The following is a 19297-nucleotide window of genomic DNA, read 5'->3' as shown; positions in this document are numbered from 1 at the left end:
TATTCATGAATGTCAAGCGCTCACGTGTTCGCCGCCCACGTCCGCGCGCCCTCGATGCCGGCGAGGACGAAGCGCAGCCCCTCCATGAACTCGTCCTCGACCGACACCGAGGTCAGGGCGTCGGCGGCGGCGACCGTGCAGGGGTACACCTCGGGATCGAGGGCCCGGAAGTAGTCGCCGAGGGCCGCCGACTCCGCGGGGCCGGGCGAGCCGGGGGCGTACTGCTGGACGGCGAATCCGATGACGTAGTGCGCGAGGGTCGTGTAGGCGCGGGCGGCCAGGCGGGGCGGGAAGCCGAAGCCGACCAGTGTCGCGACGGCCCGCTCGCGCACCAGCAGGGCGTTCGGCCCGACGGGGACCTGCGAGACGAGCAGCGGCAGCACGTTCGGGTGGTCGGCGAGTGTCCGCAGGAAGCGTCCGCAGATCTCGCGGGCCGCGTCCTGCCAGGTCTCGGGTCGGCGCGCGTCGCCGGACTCCACGCCGGTCGCGCCGGTCGCGTCGATGGCAGCGACGGCGGCGAACAGCCGGTCGACGACCAGTACCGCGATCTCCTCCTTGCCCGTGAAGTGGCGGTAGAGCGTCGCGGTGCCGGTGCCGAGCCGCTCGGCCAGCAGCCGCATCCCGAAGGCGTCCGCGCCGACCTCGTCCACGAGCAGGACGGCCGCGTCGACGATCGGCTCCGGCGACCGCGCCGGCCGGCCCCGCCTCGGCGGCGGCGCGGCGCGGTCCTGGCGCGCGGCCCACCACTGCGGTGTCCCCGGAGCGGGACCGTCGACTTCGGGACTGGGCACGGGGTTGACCTCCACACGGTTTACGGTAACGATGTATCCGATAAATGGCGAGGGCGCCCGGCCGCACGACCGCACGCGACTCCCGTCCCTCATCATGACCGCCCCGGGGATCGCGTCCGGCGCAGGCACCACCCGGACCGGACAGCCCCATCGGGACCGGGGACGCGCACCTGCCCCCACTCCCTCGCCGGCTGCCGACCTCGCGGCTCCGCCCGGAAAGGATCCGGATGACCACGCGTACCCAAGTCCCGGTCTACGACCCCGACCTCTACTCGGCCGACGCCATCCGCACCCCCCACCCCCACTACGCCCGGCTCCGCGAACTCGGCCCCGTGGTGCGGCTGCGCGGCCAGAAGGCCTACGCCCTGCCCCGCTACGGCGAGTGCCGGGCCGCGCTGCTCGACCCCGACTCCTTCCTCTCCGGCGAAGGCGTGGCCCTCAATCCCGTCGCCAACCGCCTCAGCCGCGGCACGACCCTGAGCAGCGACGGCGACGACCACGCCCGCCGCCGCGCCCTGGTCGCCCACCGGCTCACCCCGAGGGCACTGCGCGCCATGACGGAGACCGTCGAGCGGCAGGCCGTCGAGGTGGTGGACGCCGCCGTGGCCCAACAGTGCGTGGACGGCGTGGAGTTGGCGACCGCGCTGCCGATGGCGGTGGTGCCCGACCTCGTCGGCTGGCCGCAGGAGGGCCGTGCGCACCTGCTGCGCTGGGCCGGAGCCACCTTCGACGCGCTCGGCCCGCTCAACCGGCGGTCCGTACGCACCGCTCCCGCCTCCCTCGGCATGCTGCGGTTCGCCCGGCGCGTGGTCCGGGACCGCTCGGCGCCCGAGGGGAGCCTCGGCCACGACGTCCTGCGCGCCGCCGACGAGGGCCGGTTCCCGCACGCCGAGTGCCCGGCGATGATGATCGACTACCTGGCGCCGTCCCTCGACACCACCATCAGCGCGATCTCCACCGCCCTGCACCTGTTCGCCGCTCACCCCGACCAGTGGCGGGCGCTCAGGGAGGACCCGGGTCTCATCCCGAACGCGGTCAACGAAGTCGTCCGTTTCGAGTCCCCGTTGCGCGCCTTCGCACGCAGGACGGCCCGGGACGTGGAACTGTCCGGCACGCTCGTCCCCGAGGGCTCGCGCGTGCTGATCGTCTACGCCTCCGCCAACCGCGACCCCCGCGAGTGGGAGGCCCCGGACACCTTCGACGTGCGCCGGAACGCCGCCCGCCAACTCGGCTTCGGCTACGGCGCACACGGCTGCGCCGGGCAGGGGCTGGCCCGCATGGAGACCCAGGCCGTGCTGCGCGCGCTGGCCGAACGCGTGGAGCGCATCGAGCCCGCCGGGACCCCCGAGTGGGCCCTGAACAACATCATCCGCCGCTTCGAGCGCCTGCCGCTCAGGCTCGTCCCCGCCTGAGCGGGACCGGGGAGACCGATCATGAGGATCACCATCGACCGCGACCGCTGCGAGGGCCACGGCCTGTGCGCCGTACAGGCGCCCGCCGTGCTCGACCTGAACGACGACGCCGAGCCCGTCTACGCCTACGGCGGCTCCGGTGTCCCCGCCGAGCACCTGTCCGCCGCCCGGGCCGCCGTCCGGTCCTGCCCGGTGACGGCACTGAGCGCGTCGGACTGAGCGTCCCCCGAAACCGGTGTGACGGGAGCTGGTGTCGGCGCGCCGAGGCCCCCCACCCGTGCGGGTGGGGGGCCTCGGCGCGCGGTCAACGCTCGGTCGGCGCGGTCAACGCTCGGTGGCACGGTCAATGCTCGGTGGGCGGGGCCTTCGGGGCGCGGAGCAGGGCGCCGAGCGCGGCGGCGAGGACGATGACGCAGACCGCGATCAGCGAGGCCGACAGGCCGTCCATGAAGGCCGCCTTCACACCATCGGCCAGGGCGGCGCCCCGTGCGCCCAGCCGGTCGGCGACGTAGAGGCCGGCGGCTGCGGAGTGGCGTACGGACTCCGCCGTCCCGGTTGGGAGTTGGGCCACCGAGTCGGGCAGGGACGAGCGGTAGTGGCTGCCGTAGATCGAACCCATGAGGGCGATCCCGACCGCCGAACCGACCTCGCGGGTGGTGTCGTTCATCGCCGACGCCACGCCCTGCTGCCCCCTGCCGAGGGAGCCGGTGATGGCGGCGGTGCCGACCACCCCGCTCAGGCCGATCCCGAAGCCCGCCAGAACAAGGCCGCCGAGGAACGGCGGATAGCCGGAGTCCACGTCGAGCAGGGAGATGAGGAACAGGCCCGCACCGAGCAGGAGGAGGCCGACGGTCATCGTCGCCTTCATACCGGCCCGGCGCACGATGCGCGGGGTGACGACAGAGACCGGCATGACCACCACGGCCACCGGCAGCAGGGCCACGGCGGCCTTCAACGGGCTGTAGCCCAGGATGAGTTGGAGGTACTGGAGGCCGACGAAGAAGAATCCGAAGACGGCCATGAACTGCACGAGGACGGTGATCGCGCCCGCGCGGAAGCCGCGGATGCCGAACAACGCCGGGTCGAGGAGCGGGTGTTCGGTGCGCAGGCCGAGGTAGCCGTAGACCGCGAAGGACACGACGGTGACGGCGAAGGCGCCGAGCACCACGGGTTCCGTCCAGCCCTTCTCGTTGCCCTCGATGATCCCGAAGACGAGCGTGCCGATCGCCAGCGCGGTGCTGACCGCCCCGGCCACGTCGGGCCGGTGCGGGTGGTCGTCCTTGGTGTTGGGGGCCAGCGACAGGGCGGCGAACGCGGCGACGAGGGCCGCCGCCGCGCTGGTGACGAAGATCGACCGCCAGGAGAACCGCTCCAGGAGGGCGCCCGCAGCGAGCATGCCGATGATGGCGCCCGCCGCGGCGAACCCGGACCAGGTGGCCACCCCCTTGGCGCGCTGCTCGGGCGGGAAGGCGGCGGTGATCGTCGACAGTGTGCCCGGCATGATCATCGCGGCGCCGAGCCCCATGACCGCCCGCCAGGCGATGAGGGTGTTGGTGGTGTCGGCGAAGGAGGCGGCCAGCGAGGCGGCACCGAATACGACGGTGCCGACGATCAGGACGTTACGGCGTCCGACGCGGTCGCCGATCGCGCCGAGCGGCAGGACGAGGGCCGCCAGGGTGACCGTGTAGGCGTCGGCGATCCAGGTCAGGGCGCTGTTGGAGGCCGACAGATCGATGGCGAGGTCGGGCAGGGCGAGGTTGAGCGCGGAGACGGACGCGACGACCAGGACGAGCGACAGGCACATCGCGAAGAGCACGCCGCGGGTTCCGGCACGGCCGGTGTCCGCGGACTCGGCCTTCTGCGGGAGGGGGGTGGTGGTCATGAGGCCTCAGTGGGTGGTGGGTCGCTCGGCGGACCCGAGCGGAGCCGTGCGGGTGGGGGGTGCGGAATCAAGTGTGAAATCGGGTGCGGAATCCGGTGTCGGATCGGGTGTGGAATCGGGTGTCCGGTCGGGTGTGGAATCGGGTGTCGACTCCGGTCGCGGGCGGCCGAGCCGCCGGGCGCGGCGTTCGTCGCCGAGGCGGACGAAGTGGTCGAGCAGGCCGGGTTCGTCTACGACGGCGGGGTTGACGACCAGCTCGATGGGAGCTCCCTGGAGCAGGCGTTTGAGCGGGACCTCCAGCTTCTTCCCGGTGCGCGTGTGCGGGACGGCCGGCACCTCGATGATCTCGTCGGGGACGTGGCGTGGTGAGGCGCCGGTCCGGATCGCCTCGCGGACGCGCTCGCGCAGCGCGTCGTCCAGTTCGGCGCCGGCCGCGAGGACCACGAACAGCGGCATCCAGTAGCCGCCGTCCGGTTCCTCGGCGCCGATGACCAACGCCTCGGTTATCTCCGGGAGTTGCTCCACGACGTCGTGGATGTCGGCGCTGCCGAGGCGTACGCCGTTGCGGTTGAGGGTGGAGTCGGAGCGGCCGTGGACGATCACCGAGCCGTGCGAGGTGAGGGTGATCCAGTCGCCGTGGCGCCAGACGCCGGGGTAGGCGGAGAAGTAGGCCTCGCGGTAGCGGGTGCCGTCGGGGTCGTTCCAGAAGTACAGGGGCATCGACGGCATGGGGCGGGTGACGACCAGTTCGCCGACCTGGTCGACGACCGGGTAGCCCTCCTCGTCGTACGCGGCCAGGGCGACGCCCAGGCAGGGGGTGGATAGTTCGCCCGCCCAGACGGGGGCGAGGGGGGCTCCGCCGGCGAATCCGGAGACGACGTCCGTGCCGCCGCTGACGGAGGCGAGCTGGACCCGGTCGCCGAGGTGGTCGCGGACCCAGGGGTGGGCGGAGGCCGGCAGGGCGGAGCCGGTGCAGCCGACCGCGCGGATGGCCGACAGGTCGTGGACGGACGGGTCGATGCCGAACTTGGCCATGCCGAGCAGGTATTGGGGGCTCGTGCCGAAGAGGGTGACGCGGTGCCGGGCCGCCAGCTCCCAGAGGATGTCCGGCCGGGTGAGGAGGGCAGGGCTGCCGTCGTAGGTGCAGGTCGTGGCGCCGGTGAGCAGGGTGGAGGCGACCAGGTTCCACATCATCCAGTGCGTGGTGGTGTACCACAGGAGCCGGTCGCCGGGGCCCAGGTCGGACTGGAGGCCGAGCGTCTTGAGGTGCTCCAGCAGGACACCGCCGTGTCCGTGGACGATGCCTTTGGGCAGGCCGGTGGTGCCGGAGGAGAAGACGACCCACAGCGGGTGGTCGAACGGCACGGGCGCACAGGCGAGTTGTTCGGTGCGGGTGGCGGCATCCTCCCAGGAGACGATCAGCGACGGGTAGTCGGCGGACAGGCCCGGCAGGCCGACGTGGTCGACCAGGACCGTCGCCTTCAACGTCGGCAAGGTACGGGCGAGTTGGAGGGCGGCCTCGCGGCGGTCGTGGGTGGTGCCGTTGAAGAGGTAGCCGTCGGCGGCGATCAGGACGGTGGGTTCGAGCTGGGCGAAGCGGTCGGCCGCCGCCCTGGGCGCGTAGTCCTGTCCGCACACCGACCAGACCGCGCCGAGGCTCGCGGCGGCCAGGAAGGCGACGATCGCGTGCGGGGTGTTGGGCAGATAGCCGACCACGCGGTCGCCCTGGCCGACCCCGAGGTCCCGCAAGGTGGCGGCGACCGAGGCGACTTGGGCGCGGAGCCGTCCGCCGGTCACCTCGTGGCCGGAGCCCGTCTCGTCCAGGGCGACGATCGCCACGTCGTCGTCGCCGGGTCTACGCAGCGCGTGGTGGGCGTAGTTGAGGGTGGCGCCGGTGAACCAGCGGGCGCCGGGCATGGTCTCCTCGGCGAGGACCCGGTCGTAGGGACTGTCCGCGTCGATGTCGAAGTAGTCCCAGACCGCGCCCCAGAAGCCTTCCAGGTCGGTCACCGACCAGCGGTGGAGGGCGAGATGGTCGGCGGGGTCCAGCCCGGCCCGGCGGGCGAAGTCCGCCATCCGGCTGTTCGCGGCGGATTCCGGGTCGGGGGTCCAGAACGGGGTGGGCTGCGGGGTCGTCATCGGGCGGTGCTCCTCGACAGGCGGGTGGTCAGGGGCTGTTGGGCGGGCCCTCGGGCGGTGCGGAGCAGCGGAGCCCAGGCGGCGGTGTCGGTGAGGTCGTCGCCGCCGGACGGGACGGTGTCCAGGACGACGCGGTCGGGGCGCAGCAGTACGGCGTCGGCGCGGCCCGCGCGCAGCCAGGCGGCGAGGGTCCCGTCGTCGCCGGTTTCGCGGACGTCGACGATCCGGGCGCCGAGTCCGTCCGCGAGGGCGCGCGGTGCGGGCGGCAGCGGGACGGCGGTCAGTACGGCGAAGGAGTCGCCGAGCAGGTCGTCGAGGGGGACGCGTCGGCCGTCCTCGGCCGTCACCCGGGGCTGCGGACAGAGCGTGCCGCCGAGCCGGCCACGGCGTACGAGTGGACCGGCGGGGAGTGGTCGGCCGAGGTCCCGGCCCGCTCTCGCGGTCACGCCGGGGATGCGGCAGGCGGTCGCCACCGCGATACGGCGCAGGGCCGCCGCGCGGTCCTGGCCGCCGGTCATGGCCCAGCCGGTGGCGACGGCGAGGCGGATCACATGCCGGGCGTGCGGTTTGCGTTCCCGTTCGTAGGTGTCCAACAGGGCTTCGTCTGCGCCTTGTTGGAGGACGCGGGCGAGTTTCCACGTCAGGTTGCGGGCGTCGCGCAGTCCCGAGCACAGGCCTTGTCCGACGAACGGCGGGGTGAGGTGGGCCGCGTCGCCGAGGAGGAAGATCCGGCCGCGGCGCCAGCGGTCGGCGACGCGGGCGCGGAAGGTGTAGCGGGCCTGCCGAACGACCTGGAGGTCGTCGGTGGCGGGGATCCAGGGGGCGATCAGCTCGCGCAGCCGCCGGTCGTCGAGTTCCTCGCCCTCCCCCAGCCGGAACTCCCAGCGGTAGCGGTCCTCACCGATCCGCATGAAGGTGGCCGGGCGGTGCGGGTCGCAGACCTGGTCGACGCCCTCCCAGCAGCGGACGGGGGCGTTGGTCGTGACGTCCACGACGGTCCAGTGCTCCTCGAACCGCAGATCCTCCCAACTCGCCCCGATCGAGGCGCGGGTGAGACCGCCGGCGCCGTCACAGCCGAGGACCGCGGCGGCGGACAGCACGCGCTCGCCCTCGCCGTCGTGATAGGTGACGCGGACCGGTCCGGCGCCGTCCTGCTCGATCGCCGTCACCTCCGCACCACGCCGCAGCTCGCACTCCGGGCGGCGGCCCAGCTCGTCCCGCAGCAGCCGTTCCAGCTCGGGCTGGTCGAACATGCTGGTCTGCGGGTAGCCGTGGTGGCCGTGCGGGGACCTGGGGAACTCGGCGATCACGCGGTGCCGGGCGTCCAGGAGTCGGAGGCCGCGCGCGGGGCGGGCGACGGTGGCGAACTCGTCGGCGACTCCGGCGGCTTGGAGGATTCTGCGCACCTCGTCGTCGGTGGCGACGGCGCGGGGCAGCGGGTAGACGTCGTGGTGGCGTTCGAGGACGACGGTCCGTACGCCGTGCCGGGCGAGCAGCAGGGCGGCGGTGACGCCCACGGGCCCGGCGCCGACGATCACCACGGGTACGTCTGCCGAGGTGTGCTCGACGGTCATGTGCGGCTCGTTTCGGTTCTCAGTGCGCGTCGGCCACGGGCGTGCGCTGCTCGCCCAGGTCGATGCGGCCGTCCGGGGTGGCGATGCCGGCGGTGACGATGTCGCCCGCGCGCAGGTAACGGGGGTTCTTGGCCTGGGTCTTGAAGAACGCCTTCCACTTCGTCGCGGGCGGCAGCAGCGCGCCGATCTTCTCGACCGGCTTGGGCGGGGCCTTCAGGGCCGTTCCTCCGGGGGTGCCGGTGAGCAGCAGGTCACCGGGGTCGAGGGCCTGGAACCGGGCCAGCAGGGTGAGGGCCCGCGCGGGACGGACGATCATGTCCGCGAGGGTGCGGTCCTGGCGCAACTCGCCGTTGACCGACAACTTCAGCCGCAGGTCGAGGAGATGGGCGAAGTCCTCGGGCTCCAGCAGGGCCAGGAAGGGGCCGGCCGGTGTGAAGGTCGGGTACGACTTGCTCTCGTAGAACTGGGTCTTGGTCAGCTGGACGTCGCGCGCGCTGACGTCGTTGGTGACGACGAGCCCGGCGACGTACGAGGGCAGGTCCCGCTCCTCGACGACGGTGCCGACGGGCAGCGGGGCGCCCATGACCAGGCCCAGTTCGATCTCGTAGTCGAGGAACCGCACGTGCGGCGGGCGGACGATGGTGTCGCCGGGGCCGCTGACCGAGCCGGACGCCTTGCGGAAGAAGGCGGGCGGGATGTCGCCGGTGAAGCCCGAATCGCGGGCGTGGCTGCGGTAGTTGACCATCTGGGCGACGACCCGGCACGGGGTGGTGACCGGCGACAGCGCGACCAGGTCGGCGAGGGGCGCGCCGGGTCGGCCGGAGTCGGCCGCCTCGCGTACGGCGTCCCGGTCGGCGAGCAGTTCGGCGGTCGTGGCGGCCTTGGTGGCCACGGGGACGGCGTGCGCGGCGCGCACCACCCACCAGCCGTCGGCCGTGCGCAGGACATTGGTGCTCATGAGGTCATCGCTTTCATCAGGCCCAACAGGCGTGCCGGGTCGAGTTCGTTGTCGCCGCGCAGGGCGCGCAGCACCTCGCGGACCCTCGCGGGGGACGGGTTCGTGCCGAGGAAGTCGCGGGTGGCGGGCGGCCCCCACTGGGCCAGTCCGCTCGCCGACATGGGTGCCCAGCCGGGTTCCAGGTCGTGGGAGAAGAGGTCGCCGTCGGCGAAGTGCTCCAGCATGAAGTGGTCGGGGTCGCGCCAGTAGTCGAAGAGCTGGCTGCCCTGGATGTGCCGGCCGATGCCCCAACTGCGCCGGTAGCCGCGCTCGTTGAGGTATGCGCCGCCGGCCGCGATGGAGTCCAGGTCGGTGACCTGGTAGGCGGAGTGGACGTATCCCGTGCCCGGTCCCAGGTGCATGGCCAGCGTGTGGTGGTCGGCGGGCACGTCGCCGAGGTCGCAGCGGAGGAACGCCATGGTCGGTCCCCGGTCGCGCTGCCCGTCGAGGAACAGGAAGTCGGAGACGAGCATGCCGAGCGTGTCCAGGTACCAGTCGAGCGCGCGGCCGAACACCCTTGTCTCCAGGACGAGATGACCCAGGCGCTGGATCCGGGACGGTTCGCGCGGCGGGCGCTGCGCGGTGTTCGTCCGACGGTGTTCCGTGCCGAAGTTCAGTGGCAGGGGCCGCTGTCCGGGCAGCGTGGGCAGCCGCTCGGCGCAGTCGACGACCCGTACCGGGAAGCCGGAGGGGTCGAGCAGGTGGACCGCCCTGCCGCCGCCGGGCACCTGCGCGTCCCGTACGGCCGTACCCGTCTGCCGGGCCAGCCGGTCCAGGTCGGCGCGTTCGGCGGCGCGGAAGGCCGGGCCGATGAACCGGGACGTACGGCCCCGGCGGATCACCATGCAGGGCGAGCCCGCGAAGGTGCCGCGCAGCCACAGTTCGCTCGCGGTGCGGGCGGCGACGCCGAAGCCGAAGTCGCGGGCGAAGACCTCGGCGCGGTCCAGGTCGGGCTTCTCGAACTCCAGCCAGGCCAGGTCGGCGACCTTGATCACCGGGTTCCGGGAGCGGCCGGGGTGCTCGCCGCGCAGGGCGCCCCGCTCGCCGTGGAGGTCCCGGTGGGGGGTCGCGACGACCGCCGCGGCCTCGCGTGTTTCAGACATGGCGTCCTCCAGTGACGTTCCTTGATGAGGAAATCATCAACTCTGGAGGAACACGCGTCAATAGATCAGGGCCAATAAAGTGATGAGTGCATCAGAGTTGTGGAACCTTCGGGCCCCGCGGCTAGAATCGGCCGCATGCCCACGTCAGCCCCGCCCAGCAACCGGTTCGAGCGACGCCGCGCCGAGACCCGCAGGGCGCTCGTCCGCGCCGCCCGGCAGATCCTCGCCGAGACCGGGGACACCAGCGCCAGCATCCAGGCGATCGCCGAACGCGCGGATGTGGGCTTCGGCTCCTTCTACAACCACTTCGAGTCCAAGACGGACCTCTTCGAAGCGGCGGTGGTGGACGCCCTGGAGGAGTTCGGGCAGACCTTCGACGAGCGGCTGGCCGGGATCGACGACCCGGCGGAACTGCTCGCGTCCGGCTTCCGGCTCAGCGCCCGCATGGCCGAGTCGCATCCGGAACTCATGCAGGTGGTGCGCCACCGCGGCCTCGGTCATCTGCACACCGACAACGGCCTGACCCGCCGGGCCCTGCGCGACCTCCAGGCCGGCATCGCCTCCGGCCGCTTCGCCACCGCCGAGCCGGTCGTCGCCCTGTCCGCACTGGGCGGCACCCTGCTGTCGCTGGTGGAGCTGCGGTTCGCCCGCCCCGACCTGGACGGCGACGAGGCCGCTTCGGCGCTCGCCGAGATGGTCCTGCTCATGCTGGGCCTCGCACCGGACGACGCCCACGAGGTCGCCCGGCGCCCACTGCCCTGACCGGGCCCCTCCCCGCGACCCGTCCACCCATTCGAGGAAGTGCGACCGCGCGAGGGAATATGCCAATTCCCCGACAGGTAAGGAGGGGAGGGCTTTTTGTTTAGTAACAGGTTTCCTTACTCCGGGGCAACCATACATGGCCGACAGGATGGGATAACTTTGCCATCCGATTGGATTCGGCCATCCGGAGAGGATGGCCGAAAATCGGCTTCATATCGTTGAGTGTATTCGGAAAGAATTAATTCCTTGAAAGTTGGACAAGGTGAGAAAGTAAGAGAAAAGCCTGAGCCTGCACAGCGTGGGTTGGACCTCCGTGGATAATTCCGGGAAATCTCCTTTCCTTACTGATGAGCATGGACTCGAAGTGAAGACCGTCGACTGCGGGCCGACCGTCATCAAGTTCGAGGACGGCACAATCCATTCCATTCCTCAGCGGCAATGCGCCATCTATTACACGCCGGCCGGGACCGCAGCCACCGTCCACGAGGGACGTGCCGTGGAGATCGACGCGGACACCCTGATCGTCACCGACGGCACTGTCGACTTCTCGTTCCACGCGCCGCCCCTCTCGCGGCTGCTCGTCATACGCTTCGCGGGCGGGACGACGGACGGAATGCCGACCGCGAACGGCGGAGCCTTCCGGGTCGTACGGAGGCACGAGAAGACACCGGCCGGATCGCTGCTCTTTCCCCTTCTCGGGGCGCTGGCCACGGAAATATGGAACACCGACGGCGAACTCGACCCCGGCCTGGAGCACATCGTTCGTATTCTCGGTATGTCCATGGCGCGCATCACGTACGCCGAGATGGGCGACCACCACCCGGACGACAGTGTCCGGCTCCTGGCCGAGGTGAAGGAATCCATCGAAAGGCAGCTCGGCCGCTTCGGGGTCACTCCGGCGACACTCGCGGCCGAGCATCACATATCGTTACGGCAACTGCATCGACTGTTCGAGCCCACCGGCGAAACCGTCATGCAGTACATCAAGCGCCGCCGTCTGGAAGGTTTCGCGCACGACCTCGCCGATCCGGATATGCGGCACCGGAGAATAGGTGAACTGGCCGCCGACTGGGGCATGCCGGACGCGGCGATGGTCAGCAAGAACTTCCGGTCGGTCTACGGTGTGCCGCCGCGGGAGTACCGCAGGACGCACTGTCCCGAATGAGCCGGTGGTGGTCAGGAGCCACCCCACGTGAACCAGCCACGAAGGCCCGGCACAGCAGGGCGGCTCTCCGCGCGGGCCGTCGTACCCGAGAGAGCGTGACACCACGCACGGAGGTGTCACGCTCTCTCGGCCGCGAACGGCGTCACCGGCCCCCCGACGGGTGGGGCGCGGGACGGAGGACCGTCAGAAGACGGGGTTCCAGCCGTCCGTGCCCGCCAGGTACTTCTGAGCGGTGTAGTCGGCGGCCTCGGAGGCCGTCAGCTGCGGGGCGTTGGCGCCGACGCCCGCGCCGGGACCGGTGTTGTCGTACTCCTTGAACCGGGCCTGGGTCCACGAGTAGTCCGTGGTCATGTCGGTCCACGGGTGCGCGGCGGTGATGCCGGAGTTGACGGTGGTGTCACGGACGACCGCCTGGGGCGAGACGTCGGCCGCGTTGTGCCAGGGCCGGCCCAGGTACATCGTGTTCGCCGGCACGCCGTTGGTGTAGATCGTGCTGCCGGTGACGAGGATGCCGTACTTCTTGCTCGCGACGGTGTTGGGAGCCAGGATCGCGCCGCCGGTCCAGTTCCGCACGGCGATGTTGTCCCGGTCGAACACCGCGGTGGCGTTGCCGAAGATGAACGCACCACGACCGGCTACCGGTTCCGACTGCTCGACGCCCACGACGGACATGTGCTGCGAACACTGCCGCCGCTGCCCGTCCCCCGCACCGGTCGGGCCCTCGCGCGGGCCACCCGGGCGCTACTGGCCTTCAGCCCCGGGAGCGACACGCTCGCCTACGGTGTCTCCGCTCCCGGCGTGCCGACCGCACCGCAGCGAGTCGCCCTCTGGGACCTGGTTCGCGACCACCCGCGCACCACACTGGACCTCACGGACCCCGCGTCCGAGGGAACGGTCACGTCACTCGCCCTGGGCCCGAACGGCCGTTCCCTGTACGCCGTACGCACTCCCACCACCGGTGAACCCGGCGACGAGGCGTGGGACACCGCACGGCACCGCCGGACGGCCGTGTACCGGGACGTGGCGGGCACCGATCTGGCCGTCAGCCCGGACGGGCGTCTGCTCGTGGGGGCAGACCACGTCGTGCGGCTGCCCCTGGGCCCGGTCCGCGTGCACGGTCTCGTGCGCGGCGACGGGGTCGGTGCCCTCGCCTTCGCCCAGGACGGTTCGCTGTTGGCGGTGGGTGACCGGGCCGGACGGGTCACTCTGTGGGACGGTTCGCTGGAGCACCGCGCGGGTGTCCTGCGCACCGCCTTTCCCGCGCCGCTCGGCGCTTCGGCCGAGGCCGTCAGCGCGCTCGCGGTCAGCCCCGACGGACGGACCCTCGCCGTCGGCGGCGACGCCGGCACACTCCAGCTGTGGGACATCGCCACCCAGCAGCCCCTGGGCGACCCCCTCACCACCCCCGGCGACGCCATCTCCTCGCTCGCCTTCGCCCCGGACAGCACCACGGTCTACGCGACCGGCGCCCACGCCCCGCTCCAGCGCTACGACATCCGCGCCGACCGGGCCGTCGACACGATCTGCGCCCGCACCGGCGAGGCCGAACTGACGCGGGCCCAGTGGCACACCTACGTACCCGACGCGCCGTATCGCGAGGTCTGCGGCCACTGATCCGGGGCGGAACGGGCTGCGCGCCGTCTCGGACAAGCCGGTGGGCCGGTGAGCCGGTGCGGCACTCCGCCGCGGTGGGCGAGGTGCCGCACCGGAGCGGTCACTTCCAGACGTTGTACGTCCCGTAGTCGCTGACCTTGAGGTTGGTCGTCCAGCTGCCCCAGCGCTCGTTGGGGGACCAGGTGAAGAAGTACGCGCTGTGGTTCGGGTTGGACGGGCTCGACGTGCACCGCTTCCCGGTCGAGTGGTAGACGCCCCGGTAGACACCCTGCGTCCAGCGGCGCTGCACGACCTGGATCGGCTGGGCGAACTGGCCCGGGCTCAGGGTGGTCGTGAAGGTGTACGAGGTGGTGGTGGAGCCGTTGCGCCCGTACGAGGGGGTGAGCGCGGCCAGTTCGCTCACGAACTTGCCCAGGGCGGTGGGGGTCTTGACGTTGAGTCCGACCGACCAGCTCCAGCCCGTGGTCTTGGACTGCTGCCAGGCGTAGGAGCAGCTGGAGACGTTCCAGGGGCACTGGAACGTCGGGCCCCGCCACGTCCAGTCCTGCCAGGTGTTGGAGGCCTGCTGAGTGGTCACCGAGACGGTCTTGTCGGGGGTCGACCAGTTGCCGGCGATGTCGTCCTGCGAGCCGTCCGCGTTCTCCAGGCACACCGAGCCGGCCGCCGAGGCGGTCCCGGGGGCCGCGATCACCACGAGCGGGGCCAGTCCGAACGCCAGCAGCCCCATCAGCTTGCGCCCCGTGGCCCGCTTCGCGCGTGGCGTCGGGGCATCCCCGTCGGGGCGCGTGTCGATGTTGATGGTCACCGTCGTGTCTCCTCTGCGCGGTCGGCGCGGTAGGCCGCATCAACCGTGCGACCTGCGTCGACACCAACGTTCCCCCCGGGGTGGTTGATCGCCAGCCGTGCCCCGGAGCCGATCAATTCCGCACGCGGGTCACCGGACGGCGGGCCCGTTCAACTCACGCGCCCGTGCTCTCCGTTGCGCGCCAGGGCGTGCGCCGGTCTCGAACTCCCGGAAAATTGTCCGTAATCCGTAACAGCGGGATCCCCTCGCTCGTTTAAACCGTCCTGACGAATGCACGGAAGCGGACAACAGGACAGGGAACAGGGCGGACATGGCACGTCATGGCGGGCGGGGTTGGTACGGCCGGGTCATCGCGGCGGCGTTGGGTGTGACGGCGGTGGCGGCGGCCACGTCGGTGTGGACCGCGCAGGCCGGTGTGGTGGACGCGCAGCGGGGCGGCGCCCACGCGCGCCCCGGCGCCGCGGCTCCCGCCCAGGCCGAGGTGGCGGCCGTGTCGGCGGAGATCGTGCATGCCTCCGACAAGGGCGCGCGGGGCGTCAACATCACCATCGACGACGGTCCGGACCCGACCTGGACCCCGCAGGTGCTCCAAGTGCTCAAGGAGTACGGGGTGAAGGCCACCTTCTGCATGGTGGGCCCCCAGGCCGCGGCCCATCCCGACCTGGTCAAGGCGGTCGTGGCGGCCGGGCACCGGCTGTGCGACCACTCGGTGTCGCACGACACCACCATGGACAAGAAGTCCGAGGCCTACCAGAAGCAGGAGATCCTGAACGCCGCCGCCATGATCACCAAGGCCTCCGGGGGCGTACGGCCGCTGTACTACCGGGCGCCGGGCGGCGCGTTCACTCCGTACAGCCGTCATCTCGCCGCCGCGCACGGCATGCGCCCGCTGGGCTGGAACGTCGACTCCAAGGACTTCGAACTCCCGGGCACCGCGACCATCGTGACCACCGTCAAGAGCGAACTGCCCAACGGGCCGACCGTGTTGTTCCACGACGCGGGCGGCGACCGCTCCGAGACCGTGGCCGCGCTGCGCGAGATCCTGCCGTGGCTGAAGCAGCAGGGCTATTCGTTCGGTTTCCCGGTGCGCTGAAGAGCGCGCTCGAATTGACGGTCGCCGTTCTCGGGTGGCGAATATGTGAGGGAAATGTGGAACGGCCGGTGAGGTGGCGGTATTTAACCGTGTCAGTGCCGATTCGCGCTGCTGTCGATTCACCGTGCGGGGTTGCGGCGCTATCACCCGTGCAGTAACTACGTGAATCATGAATCTGTTCAACCGTGCTGCGCCCCTCCGCCGCCCGGCCTCCCCCGCCGTTCCGCAACGACCCGCCGCCCCACCGGCGTTCAGCGCCTCCGGCCTGCCCGATCCCGGTCTGGCGGCGCTGACCGGCGAGTGGATGATCGACCCCGCGCACAGCCGGATCGGTTTCTCCGTCCGGCACGCCATGGTGACGACCGTGCGCGGGTCCTTCGCCGAATACAAAAGCCGACTCTACTTCGACGGCCGCGACCCGGCCCGTTCACGAGCCGAGATCATCGTGTCCACCGGCAGTGTCGACACCGGAGTGGAACAGCGCGACGCCCACTTGGTGGGGCGCGACTTCCTGGACTCCGCGACCTATCCGCGGATGCGGTTCGCCAGTACGGCCGTGCAAACGGCCGGCAACGATGTCTACCGGATGCTCGGCGACCTCACCATCAAGGACGTCACCCGTCCCGTGGTCCTTGAACTCACCTACATCGGACATGTCACCGACCCGTTCGACGTGGAACGGGTCGGCTTCGACGGCACCACCACGATCGACCGCTCCGACTGGGGCCTGACCTACAACTCCCGGCTGGCGGAGGGCGGTGCGATGGTGAGCGAGAAGGTACGGCTCCAGTTCGACATCGCCGCGATCAGGACGATGCCGACCCGCTGACGAGACCGCGCCACGCGAACCGTCATTGACAAGGCGATTCCGCAACGGTTGTCATGAACACATGCCCAGTTGCCCGGAGACCCGCCGCACGCGCCGACCCGCCCGCCCCGCCGTGGCGCGGAAGTGCGGTCGTTGACCGGGCACCGCGAGCTGATCGGCACCGCCCGCGCCGAGTTGACGAACCGTCAGGGAATACTGCTGCACGGTCCCGCGGGCATCGGCAAGTCCGTGCTCCTCGCCGCCCTCGTGGCCTCCTCGGGCGCCCGACTCCAGCCGACCGGAACGGTGTTGCACTGCTCCCCCGCCGAGGCGGACGCCCGGCTGCCGTTCGCCGGCCTCGTCGACCTGTTCGCCCGGGTGCCGGAGAGCTGCCTGACGGCCCTGCCGCCCGAACCTCAACAGGCGCTGCGGGCCGCCCTGTTGCGAGGCCGGGAACCGGACGACGGCCACCACCGGCTCGCGGTGCGCGTCGCCGTGCTCGAAGTGCTGCGCGCCCTCGCCGCCACCGGCCCGGTGCTGCTGGTCCTCGACGGTCTCCAGTGGCTCGACGAACCGACCGCCGAGGTGCTCGCCTTCGTCGTACGCCGTGTCGAGGGCCTCGGCATCCGCGTGGTGGCCGCCGAGCGGGTGGCGGACGGCGAGCAGCCCCTACGGCCGCACTGCTGCCCGCCCGACACCGTCGAACTGCCTGTGCCACCCCTGACGGACGACGAGGTGGCGCGGTTGCTGCCCGCCGAGCTGCCACCGGCGGTGCTGCGCGCCGTCCAGGACACGGCCGCCGGAAACCCTTGGTACGCACTGGAGTTGGGACGGTCGGCCCCGCGCGACGCGGCGGCGCTCGGCCCCGGCCGGACGCTGCCCGTGCCGCACCGGCTGCGCACCCTGCTGCTGGAGCGGGTGCGCGCCCTGCCGGAGCGTGCCCGGCACACCCTCCTCGTCGCGAGCGCCGCCGCCCGCCCCACGCTCACCCTGCTGCGTGCCGCCGGGTTCGACGATCCGGCCGCGGACCTGACGGCGACCGAACGGCTCGGGGTCGCGACGGCCGATGCCCACGGGACCGTCCGGTTCCGGCATCCGCTGCTGCGGGCCGCCGTGTACGCGGACGCTCCGGAGCACCGCAGGCGGGAGGCGCACGCGGCGCTGGCCCGCGCGGTCGGCGATCCGGTGGAGCGGGCCCGGCACCTCGCGCTCGCGCACCCCTACGAGGACGAGACCACCGCCCGTACCGTGCTGGCCGCCGCCGAGTCCGCCCGCCGCGACGGCGCGCCCGACGCGGCCTTCGAACTGGCCGCGCTCGCGGCCCTGCGCACCCCGGGCGACCGCCCGGCCGAGCGCGCCGACCGGCTGCTGGCGGCGGCCGAATACGCCTGTGATGCAGGGCAGTTGGAGGAGGCGGGGCAGGCGGCCGAGACCGTCCTCGCCGGTTCGGGTTCGGCCCGGCAGCGGGTGCGGGCACGGCTGGTCCTGCTGCGCAACGCCGGCCAGGCCCTGCACGGCACCCACGCGCTGATCGAGGAGGGACTGCGGGACGCGGCCGGCGACCCGCAGGCGGAGGCGTGGCTGCACCACTGGGCGGCCGTACGGGGCCTGCTGTGTGGGGAGTTGGGGCGGGCCGCCCGGCATGCCCGGCGCGCCGCCCGGCAGGCGGCCGTGGCCGGTGACACCGACACCCGGATCGGGGCGCTCGCCACCCTCGCCCGGGTGCGTTCGCTGGGCGGTGCACCGGTCGCCGCCGACGCCGCGTTGGCGGAGGCCCTCGCGCTGACCGGCGGCGCGGGTGCCGGACCGGAGAGCTGGGGGCTGATCCGGATGCGGGCGATCCTCGCGCTGGACTCCGACCAGGTCACCGAGGCCCAGCGGCGGGTCTCCGAACTCCTCTCGGAGATAGGGGAGTTCGCCGGGGTCGAGGAGGTCATGGCGACCCTGGTCGCGCTGACCCGCATCCAGGTCCGCGCCGGGCACTGCCGGGAGGCGCTGGACACCGCCGCCCGCTGCACCCGCGCCGTGGCCGAGACCGGCGTACAGGCCGCGCCCGCGCTGTACGCGGCGGCACTCGCCGCGACCGCGGGCGGGAGCGCGGACGAGGCCAGGCGGTTGGCCGGGCAGGCGGTGCGGGCCTCGGAGGCGGACGGCGACCGGCTGTTCCTGCTGCGCGCCCTCGCGGTGCTGGGACAGGCCGAGTTGCTGACCGGCGATCCGCGCGGGGCCGCCGCGGCGGTCGAGGCACTGCAACGCGTCAAGGAACTCGGCGAGGCCATGTCGGCCGCCGACCCGCCGCTGCTGCACTGGTACGGCGATCTGGCCGAGGCCCTGGTCGTCCTGGGCGAGACGGACGCGGCCGGGACGGTGCTCGACGAGGCCCGCGCACGGGTGCCGGGCGACGCGCCCGGCAGCGTACTGGCGGCCTTGGAACGCGCCGAGGGACTGCGCGAGGCGGGCCTCGGGCGGGCCAAGGAGGGGGCGGTGCGGCTGCGCGGCGCCGTGGACGGACTGCGCCGACTCCCCCTGCCCGTCGAGCTGGTGCGCACGCTCATCTCGCTCGGCGCGGTCGAGCGCCGGGCCCGCCACCGCAACGCGGCCCGCACCGCGCTCGGCGAGGCGCTGGAGACCGCGACCCGTATCGGCGCCGCTCCGCTGGCGGCACGGGCGGGCGACGAACTGGCCCGGCTGGAGGCCGGCGACCGGGACGGGGAGGGGCGGCCCGAACTCACGCCCACGGAGGCCCGGGTGGCCGAGCTGGTCGGCGGCGGGGCCACCAACCGGGAGGTCGCCGCCGAGCTGTTCATCAGCGTCAAGACCGTCGAGGGCACCCTCTCCCGGGTCTACCGCAAGTTCGGCGTCCGCTCGCGCACCGCGCTCGCCCACACCATGGCGGTCGCCGTCATCGCGTCCGGCGCGGCGACCGTGGGCGTCGGCGACGACGACCAACAGCAGCTCACCACACAGGCGGTGACGATCAGTCAGCCGGGCCGGCTGCGGACTCCGCGCACCCTCGACACCCGCCGCTGAGCCGACATCAACGGTTCATGTGACACCCGCAGTTAACACAGGACGCAAGGGTTCCCCCGCTTACGCGGGTGGGGCCGCTGTTCCTACGGTGAAGGCCGTTCCGCTTCCGGGACAGCAACCCC

16 protein-coding genes are annotated in these 19297 nt (G+C 72.2%); 8 read left to right on the top strand and 8 right to left on the bottom strand.

Annotated features, from left to right (window positions below; translation table 11 throughout):
• Positions 1–20: 20 nt before the first annotated feature.
• Positions 21–791 carry a TetR/AcrR family transcriptional regulator gene (locus ACIQPR_RS19875; RefSeq protein WP_403649944.1) on the bottom strand — a complete coding sequence of 257 codons (771 nt, stop codon included), beginning with the start codon at positions 789–791 and terminating at the stop codon, positions 21–23.
• 227 nt (positions 792–1018) lie between these two features.
• Between ACIQPR_RS19875 and ACIQPR_RS19870 the strand changes: the two genes are divergently transcribed.
• Positions 1019–2203, top strand: a complete 1185-nt coding sequence (locus ACIQPR_RS19870) for a cytochrome P450 (protein ID WP_403649942.1) — start codon at positions 1019–1021, stop codon at positions 2201–2203.
• A gap of 21 nt (positions 2204–2224) precedes the next feature.
• Positions 2225–2422, top strand: coding sequence for a ferredoxin (locus ACIQPR_RS19865; RefSeq protein WP_403649939.1), 198 nt, complete (start codon positions 2225–2227; stop codon positions 2420–2422).
• A gap of 124 nt (positions 2423–2546) precedes the next feature.
• Here ACIQPR_RS19865 and ACIQPR_RS19860 read toward each other — a convergent pair whose 3' ends face one another.
• The 5 genes from ACIQPR_RS19860 to ACIQPR_RS19840 are packed head-to-tail and all read right to left on the bottom strand — an operon-like array spanning position 2547 to position 9898.
• Positions 2547–4085: an MFS transporter gene (locus ACIQPR_RS19860; protein WP_403649937.1), complete on the bottom strand. Its 1539-nt coding sequence runs from the start codon at positions 4083–4085 to the stop codon at positions 2547–2549.
• A 6-nt stretch (positions 4086–4091) separates the two neighbouring features.
• Positions 4092–6224 carry an acetoacetate--CoA ligase gene (locus tag ACIQPR_RS19855; protein WP_403649934.1) on the bottom strand — a complete coding sequence of 711 codons (2133 nt, stop codon included), beginning with the start codon at positions 6222–6224 and terminating at the stop codon, positions 4092–4094.
• On the bottom strand, positions 6221–7798 hold the full coding sequence (locus tag ACIQPR_RS19850) for a bifunctional 3-(3-hydroxy-phenyl)propionate/3-hydroxycinnamic acid hydroxylase (protein WP_403649931.1): 1578 nt from the start codon (positions 7796–7798) through the stop codon (positions 6221–6223). The genes ACIQPR_RS19855 and ACIQPR_RS19850 overlap by 4 nt, the downstream gene beginning before the upstream one ends.
• A gap of 19 nt (positions 7799–7817) precedes the next feature.
• Positions 7818–8756, bottom strand: coding sequence for a fumarylacetoacetate hydrolase family protein (locus tag ACIQPR_RS19845; RefSeq protein WP_403649928.1), 939 nt, complete (start codon positions 8754–8756; stop codon positions 7818–7820).
• A complete protein-coding gene (locus tag ACIQPR_RS19840; RefSeq protein WP_403649925.1) occupies positions 8753–9898 on the bottom strand; it encodes a VOC family protein in 1146 nt (381 codons plus the stop codon). Before ACIQPR_RS19840 ends, ACIQPR_RS19845 begins: the two co-directional genes overlap by 4 nt.
• 135 nt (positions 9899–10033) lie before the next feature.
• Here ACIQPR_RS19840 and ACIQPR_RS19835 point away from each other — a divergent pair, with 135 nt between their 5' ends.
• The gene (locus ACIQPR_RS19835; RefSeq protein ID WP_403649922.1) at positions 10034–10660 is read left to right on the top strand and encodes a TetR/AcrR family transcriptional regulator; all 627 of its coding nucleotides are present in this window, start codon (positions 10034–10036) and stop codon (positions 10658–10660) included.
• Positions 10661–11024: 364 nt separating this feature from the next.
• Positions 11025–11825, top strand: coding sequence for a helix-turn-helix domain-containing protein (locus ACIQPR_RS19830; protein ID WP_403649918.1), 801 nt, complete (start codon positions 11025–11027; stop codon positions 11823–11825).
• 183 nt (positions 11826–12008) lie between these two features.
• On the opposite strand, the gene ACIQPR_RS19825 is transcribed toward ACIQPR_RS19830, so the two are convergent.
• Positions 12009–12497, bottom strand: a complete 489-nt coding sequence (locus tag ACIQPR_RS19825) for a pectinesterase family protein (RefSeq protein ID WP_403649915.1) — start codon at positions 12495–12497, stop codon at positions 12009–12011.
• On the opposite strand from ACIQPR_RS19825, the gene ACIQPR_RS19820 reads away from it, so the two are divergent.
• A complete protein-coding gene (locus ACIQPR_RS19820; protein WP_403649912.1) occupies positions 12498–13439 on the top strand; it encodes a WD40 repeat domain-containing protein in 942 nt (313 codons plus the stop codon).
• 100 nt (positions 13440–13539) lie between these two features.
• Here ACIQPR_RS19820 and ACIQPR_RS19815 read toward each other — a convergent pair whose 3' ends face one another.
• Positions 13540–14244 carry a hypothetical protein gene (locus ACIQPR_RS19815; protein ID WP_403649909.1) on the bottom strand — a complete coding sequence of 235 codons (705 nt, stop codon included), beginning with the start codon at positions 14242–14244 and terminating at the stop codon, positions 13540–13542.
• Between the two features lie 310 nt (positions 14245–14554).
• Here ACIQPR_RS19815 and ACIQPR_RS19810 point away from each other — a divergent pair, with 310 nt between their 5' ends.
• The 3 genes from ACIQPR_RS19810 (at position 14555) to ACIQPR_RS19800 (ending at position 19175) form a co-directional block, all read left to right on the top strand.
• Entirely contained in the window at positions 14555–15337 is a 783-nt protein-coding gene (locus tag ACIQPR_RS19810) for a polysaccharide deacetylase family protein (protein ID WP_403649906.1), read from the top strand.
• Between the two features lie 169 nt (positions 15338–15506).
• Positions 15507–16166: a YceI family protein gene (locus ACIQPR_RS19805; RefSeq protein WP_403649903.1), complete on the top strand. Its 660-nt coding sequence runs from the start codon at positions 15507–15509 to the stop codon at positions 16164–16166.
• Between the two features lie 123 nt (positions 16167–16289).
• The gene (locus ACIQPR_RS19800; RefSeq protein WP_403650623.1) at positions 16290–19175 is read left to right on the top strand and encodes an AAA family ATPase; all 2886 of its coding nucleotides are present in this window, start codon (positions 16290–16292) and stop codon (positions 19173–19175) included.
• Positions 19176–19297: the final 122 nt, after the last annotated feature.

It is taken from the genome of Streptomyces sp. NPDC091280, from assembly GCF_044768565.1.
In the GTDB taxonomy this organism is placed as follows: Bacteria; Actinomycetota; Actinomycetes; order Streptomycetales; family Streptomycetaceae; genus Streptomyces.
The sequence above is the reverse complement of the archived record's forward strand: the minus strand, read 5'-3'. Positions and strand labels throughout refer to the sequence as shown.

Coding starts and splice junctions, on each gene's coding strand:
- ACIQPR_RS19870 (WP_403649942.1), top strand. CDS start 1,019: ATGACCACGCGTACCCAAGTCCCGGTCTACGACCCCGACCTCTACTCG.
- ACIQPR_RS19865 (WP_403649939.1), top strand. CDS start 2,225: ATGAGGATCACCATCGACCGCGACCGCTGCGAGGGCCACGGCCTGTGC.
- ACIQPR_RS19860 (WP_403649937.1), bottom strand. CDS start 4,085: ATGACCACCACCCCCCTCCCGCAGAAGGCCGAGTCCGCGGACACCGGC.
- ACIQPR_RS19855 (WP_403649934.1), bottom strand. CDS start 6,224: ATGACGACCCCGCAGCCCACCCCGTTCTGGACCCCCGACCCGGAATCC.
- ACIQPR_RS19850 (WP_403649931.1), bottom strand. CDS start 7,798: ATGACCGTCGAGCACACCTCGGCAGACGTACCCGTGGTGATCGTCGGC.
- ACIQPR_RS19845 (WP_403649928.1), bottom strand. CDS start 8,756: ATGAGCACCAATGTCCTGCGCACGGCCGACGGCTGGTGGGTGGTGCGC.
- ACIQPR_RS19840 (WP_403649925.1), bottom strand. CDS start 9,898: ATGTCTGAAACACGCGAGGCCGCGGCGGTCGTCGCGACCCCCCACCGG.
- ACIQPR_RS19835 (WP_403649922.1), top strand. CDS start 10,034: ATGCCCACGTCAGCCCCGCCCAGCAACCGGTTCGAGCGACGCCGCGCC.
- ACIQPR_RS19825 (WP_403649915.1), bottom strand. CDS start 12,497: ATGTCCGTCGTGGGCGTCGAGCAGTCGGAACCGGTAGCCGGTCGTGGT.
- ACIQPR_RS19810 (WP_403649906.1), top strand. CDS start 14,555: ATGGCACGTCATGGCGGGCGGGGTTGGTACGGCCGGGTCATCGCGGCG.
- ACIQPR_RS19805 (WP_403649903.1), top strand. CDS start 15,507: ATGAATCTGTTCAACCGTGCTGCGCCCCTCCGCCGCCCGGCCTCCCCC.